We start from the raw sequence: 16,127 nt of genomic DNA, 5'->3' as shown, positions 1-16,127 counted from the left end.
AATAGTCCTATTCACTCCTTCACAAAATGTTATATTACATAACAATACTAGGCCACGAGTTTACTTCCCCTTTGTTAAACTTGTGGTCTTATGATATATAAATTCATTATTTTAATTTTTAAATATAAAATTTATTTATATTATAAGAAACCACTTCAATAATACGAACATATGTTCTATAATGTTATCGAGGTGATTTTAATGATTCCTGATCAATACAAACATGAAACAGATTATCGTAACATTCCTAGAGAATATTTAGACGCTAATATACCACAAGGACGTGGCATGATTAAGTGGGCACCTTTTGCAGTGATGCCTGAACAGTATGAACGCATAAACGCTTTTATCGAAAATCAAAATAAAATAACAATGCCCTCTTTGTCGGATGATCAATTCAATATTCTGAATCGACGATTAATTGAAAAATATACAACGCATCAACTCGCTATGATTAGTTATTTTAGAAATGGTACGATTCATTCTATTGCAGCTTATATTAAACGTATTGATACTTTAAAGCGGTATATTACAATTAGTAATGAAAATGGCTCACAAACAATGCAACTCAAATTTGCAGTATTATGTTACATTGAATAATAAAAAAGAGCGGAAATTGAACTCAATTCCGCTCGTATTTATCATTTATTTACTTGTTGTGACACCTTCATACCCAATATCTACTTCTACTGTTCTTCCATGTGTGATAACAAAAGAAACAATTAATCCATCTTTCTTAGGTTGATATTCGAAAATACCACTTTTTTTATCACTTGGAGTACCTTTTACTTTTTTAAAATCTGAGCCATACGCTTTTTTCAATTGATCATATGTCAAATCCCCTTTAACACTAAATTGAACTTTATTCGCCTTTTTACCATCTTTACTTACACCAGTAAATGTTTGGTTATATTTTTCAAGTTTTTTATTACTATGCACTTTTTCAAATTTGATTCCATTCATTGTTACATTTCCATATTTAACTGCTTTAATAAACTGTTTATTGGTTACAAATTTTGCGTCTTTATCTACATACCCGTTATATACATAATATGGCTTTGTAGCTGCATGCGCTGTATCCTCGATTGGTAAAACAGTTGTACTTACGCCTAACATTGTCCCAAATGCTAAAGTAACTGATGCTATAGATTTAACTATTTTATTCATGATTGTCCTTCTTTCTCTAATGGATTTTTATTTCACTATTATTATCTCATACTCTTTATCTTAATTCACTGTACTTTAGATGTATCTATCACAGAATTATGTAAATAAAATGTAATATGATTTGGTTATATACATACTCCCTATTTGTTGAACTTTGATTATAATAAACTAAAGAAATGAATTAAAAATGGAGGACTATCATTTGAAAAAAATATTAGCAACTATAGTCATTATATTACTTATTGTGGCATTAGGATGCTCAGTCTTTTTTGCAGCCACTCATTCTAATCAATCTGACCCAAATCAAACACAATCTACTAAAAAGAAAGATAAAAAAGAAACTACTTCTGAAAGTCATACAGTTCAATCTAATGAAACAAGTCAGTCTGACAATGGCACCACTGCGCAATCTGAGTCAACAAGTCAATCAATACAAGAACAACAACAAACGACGCAACGTCCCTCTACTGTTCAGACTACACAGCCAAAAACAAGCGAATCATCAACTACGTCACAATCACAACATCGTTCAGAAAGTAACACATCAAAACAACCCACATCTCAAAGCACAGAAGACAAACCATCTTCAGAGCAAACATCAACTGAACAACCTTCAACAGAAGAAAAACCTTCATCGCAACAAAGTACGAAGTCTTCTACTGAAAGTCATACTAATCGCAGTAGTGAATCTAATAACAAATCTAATTAAAAATAATAGCCTGACTGATAATGATGTTTCATTATCAATCAGGCTATTTTATTTTCTATTCTGTTACTTTACTTTCTTCTACACGTTTTGCAATTTTAGTCATAATTGGATCTAAGAATGGTTTAGCAATAAATCCAATTAAGAAGAAACCAAGACCGAAGAGCCCAAATATAATTAATTTTGTAATTAAAATTTCTGGTACAATACCACCTACAACTTCACGTAAACAATCAATTAAGTACGTAAATGGTAAGTAAGGTGAAATGTTTTGGAAGAACTTAGGTAGTGTAACTACTGGGAAGGTACCGCCACCGCCTGCAATTTGTAATACTAAAAGAATGATGGCTACCGCTTTACCTGGGTTACCCAATATAGATACACACGTATAAACAATGGTATTAAACACAATTGCACCAAATAATGCAACGAGTACAAAGAGCAATGGTGATTCTACTTGCGCATGAAGTAAGAATAAGTCACCTGTTGTAACAATGAGGGTTTGTAATACACCCATCAAGATAAAGAACATTCCTTTACCAAGATATTCTTGCCGTTTCGTTAACTGATCTGCTAATTCTTCATGTTTGTTATGCACTGTTAATAAACTCACTAATAATAAAGCGCCTACCCAAATGGATAATGCTGTATAGAATGGTGTCATCCCTGAACCATAATCTCTGACTGGGAAAACATCCACAGTTTTCTTATTAATTGGGTTTGCGATAACATCTGCTTGTTTTTTCAAATCATTTTTTAGACTATTAACCAGCTTATCTACTGCATCGTCATCGTCCAATTGATTGAATATATCATTAGCCTTATTTAAATCTCTTTCGATACCAGGTAATTTTGTTTGTGCAAAGTTCGCTAAATTCGCTAAAGCTTCTTTTGCTTTTGGTTGATTCTCATCTAATAAATCTACTGCATTATCATACTTATCAAATAATGTTGGTAAGTTAGCATTAACAGTAGCTGTTGCATTCGCAAGACGTTGTTCTAAATCAGGTAAATCATTACGTACAAAGTCTGCAGCTTTTGCTACATTTTTTCGTACTGTTGGGAAGTAATTTTTAGCAGTTTGAGTTGCTTCAATATATCCCGCTTCAAGTGATGGTAATTCACTTTGAAGTGTTGCAATACGAGTTTGACCATTACCTACAATATCTTGACCTGCTTGAATCACTTGATTAATCGTATTTAATTTAGATTGCACATCTGATAATACAACTTGGCCTTCACTTAATTGTTTTGTAATATCATTAGAAACTACAAGTAAACGATGATTTAAATTATCTTTAATGTAATCTCTATAACTACCTAAACCAGAATTTAAAGCTGGCAAGCTTCTTAATACATTAATAGACTCCGCACTACCTTTACCACCACTTGATAATGCATCAATCAATTGGTTAGTAGAACGTAACGTATCATTAATACGGTTATTGGTACTTTCGATTCGTTTAATTTGTGGTGCTAAATTCACATGTTCACGTTGTTGTAATTCTTTTAATACATCAATCAATTGTTGATTGTATTTTGAAGTGTTTTCTAAACGTCCTTTAATATTTCGAAGCATGTCATTATATTCTGTTGGACGATTAGAGGCAATAACACCATACGTTATATCTCTTAATGCTTTTACATCAGATTGTGATGCCTTAGCTTGCTTATCAGCATTTGAAGATAATGCAAGTAATGCTTCAGCAAGTCCACTATTCATTGATTTAACATCTTCATTCGAAAGAATCTGACCATTAGGTAATTGATCATTATTCGAACTATTACTTAGTTTTTGAATCGTATATTGAGGCATACCGTTGTCATTAGTTGTCGCACTTTGTTGTCGTAAATTATTATTCACATTACCATTAACGGCTTGTGCTCGCCTAGTTGCCTCTTGATAATCCCCAACACGTTGTTTAGCCATACCTAAATAACCTTGTGCATCGTTAAGTTGTTGATTCGCTAAGTCTAATCCTTGACTCGCAATCTCTACCCCTCTATTAATTTTAGGGAATGTCTGAGGAATATCATCTGCTGCTACATTCACTAATTTCTGAATGTTAGGCATATATTCATTCAATGCGAGAATTAGTTTCGCTTTTTGATTTAAAGAAGGAATCGCTGCATTGACGTCATTTAATTTTTGTTGAGCATTTAAAATATCATCTTTATAGTTATCTAAATCACGGAATTGATTCGCATATTGATCAAGCTGATCTTGATGATCATTAAGATAAACAATTCTATCTGCAATTTTATTCAATTTAGGTAAAGATTGATGGGCAGCATAGACTGCATTTTTAATTTTATCGATAGTTGGTACTTCGTCTTCAATTTGAAGACCTACTTTATTTGCTTCTTTCAATAATGCTTTCGTTACAGTAGTATTAAATTGTTTATTGGCTTCATCAACAATAATTGTCGAACCGGTATCAGTCATTTTAGGGGCGACAGCATTAATTTTTTGGTTCACTTTATATGTAATATCTGCTTTTTCCGGATGTTTACGAAGTGTTCCCGTAATTTGATGTGTAAATTTCTTAGGTATATAAATTCCTGCATAATATTTACCCATTCGTATTTCATGATCTGCTTTCTCCCGACTGACAAATTGCCAATCAAATTTATCATTGTTCTTCAATGTGTCTTCGAGCGTATTACCTACATTAATTTTCTTACCTCGAATTTTATCGCCTTGGTCTTCGTTTACAACTGCCACTTTAATATGACCTGTATTACTATATGGATCCCACATTGCCCATAAATTAAACCATGCGTAAAATGAAGGTAAAATTGCCAAACCGCCTAGAATTACCCAAGCAGCAGGTGTTTTAGCGACACGCTTTAAGTCTGTCAAAAATAGTTTAAACGCGTTCTTCATTTTCACTCTCCTAAAAATGAAATATTAAGAATTTATATCAATATGATTTAAAACATTGTTTTTTATATCGTAGAATTAGTATAATACTTTTATCACGAATGCCATAATTAGTTGATATACGTCAACAATTAAAATGGTACTTATGCATTATAGCAGAAAATAATTTTAGCGACAAAGCTAATGCTACGTTAAAATACGATAGAAATCGTCTGACTTAAGACGGATTTATAAAATATATTATACAAAAGTAAGGAGCGTTTATTGATGTCGAAGCAAAAATTCATGATATATTTGCTAACTACAACTCTGGTTTTACCAACATTTACGTCTAGTGTTGCTCAAGCTGAAGAGACTACAAAACAAACTAAAACATCTGAATCAAATAATGAGGATTCAACTTCTACATCAGAAACAACACGTACTGAAAGCAATGAAACTCCATCTTCAGAAGATCCAACTTCTGATAGCTCTGATAATAATAAAAAGCAAGACTCTCAGTCAAAAGAAAGTCAATCAGACACAGTTTCAAATGAAGATGCCGCTTCTCATTCTAAACCATCATCAACACATTCGAAAAATAATCGTTCATCTCATACTAAAGATGAAGACACGTATCATACACCATTATCTGTATTTAACATGAATGGTTCAAATCATTCATTCTCATCAAACTTTTTAGATCCTAGTCACTTTGAAAATGGCTTTAGTTTAACAAGTTTGATTTCATCTTTATTCCATTTTGATGATGATATTTCTAAATATGAACATGTTGAAAGTGATTCATCTTCATCTAATACTAATGATGACAAAAATGCAACGAATACAACTTCTTCAGATGAAGATAGTACTGAATCATCACATCAACACACAACAATTGATCCATCACCTCAAGACTCATCTGATAAGTCAAATAGTCATACCACACCATCAAATCAATCTGAGGTACTAACAGAAAATAATCAGTCAGATCAATCGTCTGAGTCATCATTTAAATATAGTAACAGTAATGACAATCATTCAACTGATGATTCTAGCGTAAGCAAAGCCTTAGATTCATTGAATCAATTAGCTTCAGATTTAAATGATTCTAATACTAATGAGTCCTCGACATCTGAAAATAGCAATCAATCAACATCACAGCAAACAACAAAAAATACAACATCTCAAATCTCTCAAGAAGAGCAAGCAACACCTAATAAAGATCGTCAACAATCAGAGGATGTACTAGATGCGCTTCTTGATAAATATAGTGATAAAGCAACACAAACACATAAAGACTATACCTCATCTAAAAAAGACAGCACATCTCAAGCATCACAAAATGAAGATTCAAAAAAAGATACATCAACAACTCAAGACCAACTAGACACAAATAAAGACAATCCGCAATTGCCAACGGAGAAACAACTAAAACATAAACAAGAAGCACCACAATCATTTGAAAATGATTTTAAACAAAGTAATACACGCGCTATAAGTTTATTCCAAAATGTACCACAATTAGATGGGAACAATGTTACTAATGGAAACATGGCAGTGGTAGAAAATAAAGCAACACGTGAATTTATTACATCTATTGCCAAAGATGCGCATAAAATTGGGCAAGATAATGATATTTATGCTTCTGTTATGATTGCGCAGGCTATTTTAGAATCAAGTTCAGGTAATAGCGCTCTTGCACAAGCACCAAACTACAATTTATTCGGTATGAAAGGTAGTTATAAAGGTGCTTCAGTTAACTTCAATACACTTGAAGCTAGTAGTAATAATAATATTTTTAGTATTAATGCTAGTTTCCGTAAATATCCAAATCTTAAGGCTTCATTAAAAGATTATGCTGATTTAATCAAACATGGTATTGACGGTAATCCTACAATTTATAAATCATCTTGGAAAAATATTGCACCAAGTTATCGTTCAGCAACACGTCATTTAAGCCAAACTTATGCGACTGATCCAAACTATGCAACGAAATTAAATAGCTTAATTGAACATTACAATTTAACTGATTTTGATAAAAAACACATGCCTGATTTAGATAAATACTCAACATCAACAGGAAGTAGTGGCACAGATGTTTCAGGAAGTGCATTTAAGCCATTTTCAATTTCAGATGTTGCTTCACCGTATCCATATGGTCAATGTACTTGGTATGTGTACGAACGTGTTCAACAATTTGATAAACATGTAGGCGGTCATTGGGGCGATGCACATAACTGGGATAATAGCGCTGAAGACGCAGGGTATAATGTAAGTACAACCCCTAAAAATCATACAGCAGTTGTATTTGAAGCAGGCCAATCTGGAGCAAGTGCGTTATATGGCCACGTTGCTTTCGTTGAAAAAGTCAATGATGATGGCTCAATCATTATTTCAGAATCAAATGTAAAAGGATTGGGTATTGTATCATATCGTCAAATTGATGCGGATACTGCCTCATCTTTACACTACATTCAACCTAAATAAATGCATAACAAAAGCCATTGAGTTTCAAAAATTTGAAACTCAATGGCTTTTTTATTATGAATATACTAATACTTGGGCAACTAATAAGCCACCGCCAAAGATAAATACAAAAACGACAATTGGCCATACAAATTTAAACCAATGTGAATATTTCATATCCAACATTTGTAATGTAGCCATAATCAATCCTGTTGGTGCTAAAAATAGCATCGCATATTGTCCAAATTGATACGCTGTAACAATCACAAATCGAGGAATACCTACTGTATCAGCAAGTGGTGCAAATATTGGCATGGCAAGTACAGCCAATCCTGATGATGAAGGAATAATAAATCCTAGGAAGAAAAAGATAATCAATAATACAAGAATAAACAGTGGGCCATTCGCATGTTTTACGAGTGATGATGAAAAATTTAACACTGTATCTGAAATCAGTCCATCATTCATAATCCTATTAATACCACGTGCAAGACCAATGATTAATGATACGCCTACTAAGCTTGATGCACCATTAACAAATGCATCGACCACTTTTTTCTCACCTAATCCATTCTTACCTAATGCGACAATAAGCATAATCACAATGGTAAAGGCTAAAAACATAGACGCCATAATCGGGAACCACCATCCCTGAGTCATGACGCCCCAAACCATAATTGGGAAGGGCAAGATAAAGAGTATTAAAATAATTTTTTCACGTAAGGTAAAGATACTGTCTTCACTATTATTCTTAATCACTGACCATTGTCGTTCAAACTTCACTTTATCATCATAAGTGTATGATCGTTTCGGATTTTTTTTAATGCGTTTTGCATACCAATATAAATATCCTATCGTAAAGATGGTTGCTACAATAAGTCCAGCAATACGCCAATATAATCCATCTACAAAGGTTGTTCCTGCAGCATTAGAGGCGATGACTACTGAAAAAGGGTTAACTGTTGAAAACGTACTCCCAATAGAACTCGCCAGGAAAATAGACCCTACACATATAATGGAATCATAGCCCATCGCTATAAAGATAGGTACCAACACTGGATAGAAAGCGACCGCTTCTTCTTCAATGCCACATAACGTTCCACCTAAAATCATTAAGATGGATACCATAAAGACCAGTAAAAATTCATGTCCTTTAGTTTTTTTAGTTAATGCTAATAATCCCGATTCAAAAGCACCACTCGTTTGTACGACGCCTATTAAACCACCAAGCACAAGAATAAATACCATGACATCGACAGCTTCAATCGTTCCATTTACCATACTTGTCGTAATTTGATCGGGACCCGCTGGCTTTTGTTTCAAGCGCTCGTAAGTTCCAGGAATCGATATCGGTTTATTGATAGCACCTGATTTAAATTGGTTCACATCAATCTTGACACCTAATTTGTCAAGTTGATCTTGTGTCCCTGGGACTGTCGTTGTTTTATTATGTGCATCGACAATCTTAAATTCATGCGCTCCTGCATGATAAGAAAGCTTAGAATACGCACCTGCTGGCACAATCCAAGTTGCTAACACTGCAATAATGGTTAAAATAAATAAAATTGTAAATGCACCAGGCATTTTTAATCGAAACCGTTTTTTCTCTTTGTTATCAGATACTGTATGAGATACACCTTCACTGCGTTCCATGCTCCCCACCCCTTTAATCTTAATCACTTCAACATGTACTACGTCATAATTACAATTGAGTCATTTTCAAATTGTTTTTTCATACTTTAAGTTTATGTCTAATGCATATGACACTCAATGATGATGTAAAGTAAATAGATTATTATTCATACTTTGGATACATCTTTTACATATGTTGAGTTGTCCATTTAAGTGCAACAACTCAATATATAAAAATAGAGTAAATAATTAATGTTCAATGGCATTAATTATTTACTCCTATTTATTTGGTTTAGTTATTAGATTGGTGATGTTTACGACGACTGAACCATACAAGTGCCCCACCTGCAATAGCAATCACTGCTGCAATCGGAATCCAGTTTTTCTTAATGGCTTCACCTGTTGCAGGTAATGATAAATTTCCATCACTATTAAATAAACCGCTAAGTAAACCATCATCGCCTAAATGACCTAATGATAAGCCTTGTGTTGGATTAGGAATATCACTTATACCGTCAAGTAAGCTGTTTCCATTTGTTAATCCATCAAGCAAACTACTACCTGAAGGAAGATTGCCTAATAAATGACTTCCAGTTAAACCACCTAGTAAATCTAATCCATTACCTAATAGATTTGAACCGAGATTGGAACCACTTGTGTTACCCGTAATACGATCTAATAATGATGGTCGATTTACAATTGGATCAAGAATATAGTTTAATCTATTTTTGGCTTGACCTAAGCTATTTTGAAGTTGTAATAAGTCATTGGCTTTACCATTAATTGTACTTTTCACTAAATCCAAAGCATTCGCTTTATCAGATTGTACTCTTGAAATAATATCAGCTAAAGCGTTCGCTTTTGCTTGGTTTAATTTTGTTGCTAACATTGTTTCAATGGCTTGTTTACGATTAGACGTTTTATCTAAAATATCATTTAAAATATCATCACTAGACACAAGACCATGTTGATTAAATGCTTGTTTTAAGCGATCAACAATTTGTGAATTTGTTAAATGGTCATTTACTAATCGTTTCGCAATAGTAGCCGCTTCATTTTGTCCTAAACGTGTAGATAAGATTGTTTTTAATAAATCTTCTTTATTAGGTGCTTGTTCTAACATAGATTTTAAGATGTCATCACTCGTTGTTGAAGTCAATCCATCAATCTGTTTCATAATCTGATCTGCAATTTGTTTATCAGATTGTCCTTTTGTTTTAATATTTTTCAATATGTGTTGCGCTTCATTTTTGCTAAACACACTGTTTAATACATCTTCAGCTGCACGTTGTTTGTCAGAGACTTGTTGCAAACGATTAAGAATAATATCACGGTTATTCTCTATATTTTTACGTACAGTTTCAATGTCATTATCAATAGCTTGTTTATCTTTTTTCGCTAAATCAGCTTGATGTTGAATGTTATCACGTAAATCAGATAATTGATCTAATTTACGATTGATATATAAATGACTGGCATCATCTTTACTATTTTCAATTTTAGCAATAGCTTGATTAATTTTTTCAGCTTCAGATAATTGGCGATTCACTTTATCAAATTGATGATATCGTGCATCTGTATCTAAGTCTTGATCTTTATGAGTATCGTTTAATTTAGCTAATCCATCTAATACATGATGGTTGGAATTAGAATTTGTTGTGTCTTCTGTTGTTGGCGCATCTTGAGTGCTAGATGATTCAGTTGTTTCCTCTTCTGTACTATTTTCATCACTTGGTAATTGATTTGAATCGTTTTCTTTTGAACTTTCGATGTCTTTTTTAGCACTATCAATATCATTTTTAATACTATCTAATTTATCAACAATAGAAGTTTCTGATTTAGAAGAGGTTGTTTGGTTTGAAGGTTTCTCTGTTGTTGGCACTTCTTTTGGTGATTCTTCCGTAGTAGGTTCCTCTTTCGTTACTTCATCAGTTGTGTTTTCAGAAGTATTTGATTCAGAAGACGAAGATTTATTTGATGTTGTTGCATCTTTTTGTTGACCGCTATCAACTTTATTAGATAAAGTATCTAGATCTGATACGATGTTATCTAATTCATTTGATATATTAGATGTATTATCAGCAGAAGTGTCGTTACTTGTTGTAGCCTTTTCTTCTTCTGTTGAAGCATCTTGAGTGCTAGATGATTCAGTGCTATTATCCTTGTTTGAAACGTCAGTTGTGTTTTCTTGTGCTGTTACTTTATTTTCTTTTTTCGCTTCTTTGATTATATTTTTAATTTCATTCTGATTTTTAGCACTTTCAATATCTTCTTTATAACTTTTTAACTCAACTGCACTTAAATGTTTTAGTTGCTTAATGTCTTTTTTCGCTTTATTCATTGCATCTTGTAAATCTTTTTGAACATGTGTTGTAGTTTCAGAAGTTGCTGTTTCTGCATCTTGTGTTGCTGCAAATGCATCTTTAGTAAACCCGTAACCTACAAGTGAACTACTTAATATTAAAGCTGAACATGACACTTTTAAATACGAACTTAGCTTCGACATTTTACGATTTTTGTTTTGCGTATTTTTATTCATTAATGCCACCCTTTTTTAGTGATATTCCATTTCATTATATAACATTTTACATAAAACTTGAATGTCTTATTATATTTTTATTTATTCGTTTTAATCAAAGATTAAACATCATTAACTATTATATTTTTAAGCGTTTTATATTCATTTTTCGAATATTCGTTACCTCTACTGAATACTGATATTGACCTGTTAAATCAATCAGCGATAAAAACTTATTGTGTCCTGCGCCTGTATCTATAGATAATTCATTTTTATTTTTATAAATCTCGTCTTTCTTTAATCCATAGCGATTATTCGGTACATGACCATGAACTAAATATTTATTTTTAGGAATCTGACGATTAAGCGAATGTGAATAATGTCCAGTAGTATATTCTTTAATCTGCTTATTCAAAGGTTTATTGGTATCTATTCCTGCATGTGCAAAAATATAATTACCAATCACTTCAACAGCAGATAATTCACGTAAGAACGGATGCCAACGCTTAATCTTTTTATCTTTACTATTTAACCAGCGCATTTCATGATTACCTGCTAAAGCAAGCGCACCACGTCGTTTTAACCTTTTAACTAATTTTAATGTTCCAAATGAATCCGGTCCATTATTGACATAATCCCCCATAAGTACGAGCTGATCTTTTTTTGGATTATATTTTGCTCGTTTTAAAAGTATGGAAAGGGCTTTTCGATGTCCATGAATATCAGAAATCACAAGTAGCCTTTCTGACATGTAAATCTCTCCTTAAATGTAAATGCTTTATGTTGTAAGATTTGTTAAGCAACATTGTTATTACCCTCAATTTTTAATTTAATACAAGAGAGCGTAACAAAATGTTTATTCAATCCTCTACTGATAATACTGTATATTCCATTATAATGTATCAACATTAACTAACTTTAAACAATTTATTAACGTAACCTCAAAATTCTTTCTTTAATATAAACAATAGAATAGAAAAAATTTATATATTTTGGGGAATTAATTTATGAATACAAAACAAATGATGATTTTTAAAAATTTTGTTGAATTGCAGAATGAAAATGCTGTTGCTGAAAAACTGGGGATAACGCAACCAACTGTAACATTTCATCTAAAAAATTTAAATAACGAACTTGGAATACCCTTATATTTTAAAAAAGGGAAATGTTTCAATTTAACAGATGCTGGAGACTTACTTTATCGTAATTCTAATAAAATGCTAAATTTAATTGATGAAACAACACATATGATTGAAGAATTCAAACAATCCAAACGTGGGACTTTACGAGTTGGAGCAAGTCATGCACCTATTTATAGTATTCTTCCTACCACTTTAAAAAAATATATGCACGATTATCCAAATATTGATATGAATTTAATTGTAGATACTGCTCCTATGATACTAAAGAAAATAAAAGATAGAGAGATTGATATCGGCGTTATTTCAGAAAAAGGATTCAATGAAAAAGAATTGAAAGTGAAACGTCTTCAAGAAAATCCACTTGTTATCGCAATGGATAAAAGACATCCTTTGGCTTCAAAAACAGATATTTCATTAGAAGATTTAAATGCGTATCGTTTCATTATTCATAGTAGTGGTTCAACACGAGAAAGTATTGATGATTGGCGAAAAAACAATTTTATTGATTTAAATGTTCATATGGAATCAAATAGTATTAGTAGTATATTAACCATTATTAAAGATTCTAATTATCTGAGTCTTGTAAGTCAAAGCACCTTATTCCATCATCCTAACATTATTGGCAAGTCATTAAAAGAAGGCCCACCTTCAAGTTATATCTCTATCGTTTACCGGGCAGATCATCATCTCACTGCTCTTATTCAAAACTTTATGACATTAATCTATTCTTTAAAAAATGAAAGTATTTAGATGTCAATGAGATGAAAAGATCATTTATATAACCAAAGGAGTAGAAAACAATTCTTGTAGAATTCATTTTCTACTCCTTTTAATTATTTTATTAAATGTAAATTTCTTATAAATTTTATTAATAAATAACTATAAAAATGATAACATTTTTACATTATATTAATAAATCGCTATAAAAATTTGTCTATTCCTAATATAATAAAATTAAGAGAACACCGTTTTCATCAATTTTGATATGAAGGAGGCTGAGTTGATGCTTATACTTTCTATTATTTTACTAGTAGTTGGTATCATACTCATCTCTATTAGTAGCTTCGTCGCATATAGACAAGATATTGATCTTAGAGAAAAAATATATTTACCTGGCGTTTTATTTGTACTCATTGGTGCAATTTGTCTTATCGGATATTTCGTAGCTTAACTTTATACATATCATAAAGAGAAGGATAACGAATTTTAAATGAATGTTATCCTTCTCTTTTTTATGCTCCTCCTCACTTCTTCTATAAAAAAACAACAATTTTAATAAAATGTTGCATTTTCCAACGTCTTAAATTTTTTAATGGTACACATATAATCAAACTCTTGTTAAATTATAAAATACGTTCTATTAACGTACATTGTCTAATAACGCTATTTTAACAATAAAAGGAGGTATTATATTGGCAAATCTATTATATAAACTTGGTACATTTATCGCTAAGCATAAATGGCTAAGTATTATTATATGGTTAGTCGTACTTGGTGTAGTGATTGCGCCTCTATTAGTTACTTCACCAAAATTTGATAGTGATATCAAAATGAATGGATTAAAATCCATTGATACGAATGATAAAATCAGTAAAGAATTTCATCAAGACAGTGAAAAAGCGTCCATGAAGATTGTCTTTCATTCAAATAAAGAGGATGGATTGAAAGATAAAACAACGAAAAAAGACATAGAGGATGCCTTAGATAATATTAAACAAGATGATGATTATATACAAAACATTTCTAATCCATATGAGTCGGGACAGGTCAATAGTGAAGGCGATACAGCTATTGCTAATATCAGCTATGTTGTCCCTCAAACAAGTATGCAAGATTCATCTAAAAAGATAGTAAATAAAGCACTTCAAGATATTAAAGATAATCACAACATTCAAATTGAAAAAACAACTGGTATGTCAATGGGCTCTGAACCTGGTGGTGTTTCTGAAATAGTAGGTATCGTAGTTGCTTTCATTATTTTACTTATCACATTTGGCTCTCTTATTGCAGCAGGTATGCCAATTATTAGTGCGATTCTTGGTTTAGTAACAAGTGTCGGTATGATTTCATTACTTACATTTATGTTTGACATTCCAAACTTCACATTAACACTAGCTGTAATGATTGGCTTAGCGGTAGGTATTGACTATTCTTTATTTATTCTATTTAGATATAAAGAAATTAAAAAATCAGGTACTGCCACGGTAGAAGCAATTGGTAAAGCAGTAGGTACTGCAGGTAGTGCTGTTATCTTTGCTGGTATTACAGTAATGATGGCAGTGTGTGGTTTATCACTAGTAGGCATTGATTTCTTAGCAATTATGGGATTTGCTTCAGCTATTAGTGTGTTATTCGCTGTTTTAGCAGCCTTAACATTACTTCCTGCATTAATTAGTATTTTCCATAAAAGTATTAAAATTAAAAATAAGCCTACTAAAAATAAAGACCCTAAACATCATCCATGGGCTAAATTCGTTGTAGGTAAACCTGTGCTTGCAACGATTATTAGTTTAGTGATTCTTATTCTAGCTATCATTCCAATCACAGGCATGCGTCTTGGTATTCCTGATGACAGTCTTAAACCAAACGATTCTTCTGAGCATAAAGCGTATCAACTGATTTCAGATAATTTTGGTGAAGGCTATAACGGACAAATTGTAATGTTAGTGAATACTAAAGATGGTGGAAGTAAAACATCAATTGAAAATGATTTAAGTAATATGCGTAGAGATATAGAAGATTTAGATAATGTAGATACAGTATCTAAAGCACAATTGAATGGTAATAATCACTATGCTATCTTTACGATTATTCCAAATGAAGGTCCAAACGCTAAATCTACCACAGATCTTGTATATGAATTGAGAGATTATCACAAAGATGCCGAAGATAAATATCATTATGACACTGAGATTTCTGGTCAAAGCGTCATTAATATCGATATGTCAGAAAAACTGAATGATGCTATCCCAGTATTCGCTAGCGTTATCGTTATACTAGCATTTATTTTACTTATGATTGTATTTAGATCTATCCTTGTACCATTAAAAGCAGTACTTGGATTTGTCTTATCATTAATGGCAACCCTTGGATTTACAACCTTAGTCATGCAAGATGGTGTGATGAGTAGTCTATTTGGTGTAGACAATACAGGTCCATTACTTGCCTTTTTACCTGTTATTACAATCGGTTTATTATTCGGATTAGCCATTGACTATGAATTATTCTTAATGACACGTGTTCATGAAGAATACAGCAAAACTGGAGATAATGATCACTCTATTCGCGTAGGTATTAAAGAAAGTGGTCCAGTTATCGTTGCCGCTGCATTAATTATGTTCAGTGTGTTTATTGCCTTTATCTTCCAAGATGATACTGCAATTAAATCAATGGGTCTTTCTCTTGCATTTGGTGTATTATTTGATGCTTTTATTGTCAGAATGACATTAATTCCTGCTTTAACTAAATTATTCGGTAATGCATCTTGGTACTTACCGAAATGGTTAGGTGTTATATTACCTAAAATTGATGTTGAAGGTAAAGCATTAGAAGAACATCATGAATCTTCTACTTCTAATTACAAACATTCAGAGGCCCCTCGTTATAGAGAATTCGTTGATACACAAGATG

At 32.1% G+C, this 16,127-nt stretch carries 10 protein-coding genes and 1 pseudogene; 6 read left to right on the top strand and 5 right to left on the bottom strand.

Features of this window, described 5'->3' with window-relative positions; all coding sequences use genetic code 11:
• The first annotated feature begins 201 nt into the window (after positions 1 to 201).
• Positions 202 to 600 (top strand): YolD-like family protein, encoded by a 399-nt coding sequence (locus tag HMPREF2881_RS02780; protein WP_002488214.1) that lies wholly within the window; start codon positions 202 to 204, stop codon positions 598 to 600.
• Between the two features lie 45 nt (positions 601 to 645).
• Here the strand turns inward: HMPREF2881_RS02780 and HMPREF2881_RS02775 are convergent, their stop codons facing one another.
• Complete coding sequence (locus HMPREF2881_RS02775) at positions 646 to 1,167, bottom strand: immunodominant staphylococcal antigen IsaB family protein (protein WP_002449373.1); 522 nt, start codon at positions 1,165 to 1,167, stop codon at positions 646 to 648.
• 202 nt (positions 1,168 to 1,369) lie between these two features.
• Between HMPREF2881_RS02775 and HMPREF2881_RS02770 the strand changes: the two genes are divergently transcribed.
• Positions 1,370 to 1,876, top strand: coding sequence for a hypothetical protein (locus tag HMPREF2881_RS02770; protein WP_002488218.1), 507 nt, complete (start codon positions 1,370 to 1,372; stop codon positions 1,874 to 1,876).
• Positions 1,877 to 1,931: 55 nt separating this feature from the next.
• Here HMPREF2881_RS02770 and HMPREF2881_RS02765 read toward each other — a convergent pair whose 3' ends face one another.
• Complete coding sequence (locus tag HMPREF2881_RS02765) at positions 1,932 to 4,760, bottom strand: YhgE/Pip domain-containing protein (RefSeq protein ID WP_002488243.1); 2,829 nt, start codon at positions 4,758 to 4,760, stop codon at positions 1,932 to 1,934.
• Between the two features lie 264 nt (positions 4,761 to 5,024).
• Here HMPREF2881_RS02765 and HMPREF2881_RS02760 point away from each other — a divergent pair, with 264 nt between their 5' ends.
• Entirely contained in the window at positions 5,025 to 7,226 is a 2,202-nt protein-coding gene (locus tag HMPREF2881_RS02760) for an amidase domain-containing protein (RefSeq protein ID WP_002488204.1), read from the top strand.
• Positions 7,227 to 7,280: 54 nt separating this feature from the next.
• Here HMPREF2881_RS02760 and HMPREF2881_RS02755 read toward each other — a convergent pair whose 3' ends face one another.
• The 3 genes from HMPREF2881_RS02755 to HMPREF2881_RS02745 all read right to left on the bottom strand — a co-directional run bounded on the left by HMPREF2881_RS02755 (position 7,281) and on the right by HMPREF2881_RS02745 (position 12,106).
• Positions 7,281 to 8,858 carry a YfcC family protein gene (locus HMPREF2881_RS02755; RefSeq protein ID WP_070653650.1) on the bottom strand — a complete coding sequence of 526 codons (1,578 nt, stop codon included), beginning with the start codon at positions 8,856 to 8,858 and terminating at the stop codon, positions 7,281 to 7,283.
• 271 nt (positions 8,859 to 9,129) lie between these two features.
• Positions 9,130 to 11,376, bottom strand: a complete 2,247-nt coding sequence (locus HMPREF2881_RS02750; protein ID WP_002488187.1) for an LPXTG cell wall anchor domain-containing protein — start codon at positions 11,374 to 11,376, stop codon at positions 9,130 to 9,132.
• A gap of 118 nt (positions 11,377 to 11,494) precedes the next feature.
• Positions 11,495 to 12,106 (bottom strand): metallophosphoesterase, encoded by a 612-nt coding sequence (locus tag HMPREF2881_RS02745; RefSeq protein ID WP_002449416.1) that lies wholly within the window; start codon positions 12,104 to 12,106, stop codon positions 11,495 to 11,497.
• A 256-nt stretch (positions 12,107 to 12,362) separates the two neighbouring features.
• On the opposite strand from HMPREF2881_RS02745, the gene HMPREF2881_RS02740 reads away from it, so the two are divergent.
• From HMPREF2881_RS02740 to HMPREF2881_RS02735, 3 genes and pseudogenes are all read left to right on the top strand, one after another.
• On the top strand, positions 12,363 to 13,247 hold the full coding sequence (locus HMPREF2881_RS02740; RefSeq protein WP_002449315.1) for a LysR family transcriptional regulator: 885 nt from the start codon (positions 12,363 to 12,365) through the stop codon (positions 13,245 to 13,247).
• Positions 13,248 to 13,500: 253 nt separating this feature from the next.
• Positions 13,501 to 13,668, top strand: coding sequence for a hypothetical protein (locus HMPREF2881_RS11755; protein ID WP_002449294.1), 168 nt, complete (start codon positions 13,501 to 13,503; stop codon positions 13,666 to 13,668).
• 241 nt (positions 13,669 to 13,909) lie between these two features.
• A pseudogene (locus HMPREF2881_RS02735) lies at positions 13,910 to 16,067 on the top strand (MMPL family transporter); the annotation flags it as partial.
• Positions 16,068 to 16,127 lie beyond the last annotated feature (60 nt).

Origin of the sequence: Staphylococcus sp. HMSC057A08 (assembly GCF_001812925.1) — a bacterium.
GTDB classification, from domain to species: domain Bacteria; phylum Bacillota; class Bacilli; order Staphylococcales; family Staphylococcaceae; genus Staphylococcus; species Staphylococcus hominis.
This window is presented reverse-complemented; position numbering and strand designations above follow the sequence as displayed.

Coding starts and splice junctions, on each gene's coding strand:
- HMPREF2881_RS02780 (WP_002488214.1), top strand. CDS start 202: ATGATTCCTGATCAATACAAACATGAAACAGATTATCGTAACATTCCT.
- HMPREF2881_RS02775 (WP_002449373.1), bottom strand. CDS start 1,167: ATGAATAAAATAGTTAAATCTATAGCATCAGTTACTTTAGCATTTGGG.
- HMPREF2881_RS02765 (WP_002488243.1), bottom strand. CDS start 4,760: ATGAAGAACGCGTTTAAACTATTTTTGACAGACTTAAAGCGTGTCGCT.
- HMPREF2881_RS02760 (WP_002488204.1), top strand. CDS start 5,025: ATGTCGAAGCAAAAATTCATGATATATTTGCTAACTACAACTCTGGTT.
- HMPREF2881_RS02755 (WP_070653650.1), bottom strand. CDS start 8,858: ATGGAACGCAGTGAAGGTGTATCTCATACAGTATCTGATAACAAAGAG.
- HMPREF2881_RS02750 (WP_002488187.1), bottom strand. CDS start 11,376: ATGAATAAAAATACGCAAAACAAAAATCGTAAAATGTCGAAGCTAAGT.
- HMPREF2881_RS02745 (WP_002449416.1), bottom strand. CDS start 12,106: ATGTCAGAAAGGCTACTTGTGATTTCTGATATTCATGGACATCGAAAA.
- HMPREF2881_RS02740 (WP_002449315.1), top strand. CDS start 12,363: ATGAATACAAAACAAATGATGATTTTTAAAAATTTTGTTGAATTGCAG.
- HMPREF2881_RS11755 (WP_002449294.1), top strand. CDS start 13,501: ATGCTTATACTTTCTATTATTTTACTAGTAGTTGGTATCATACTCATC.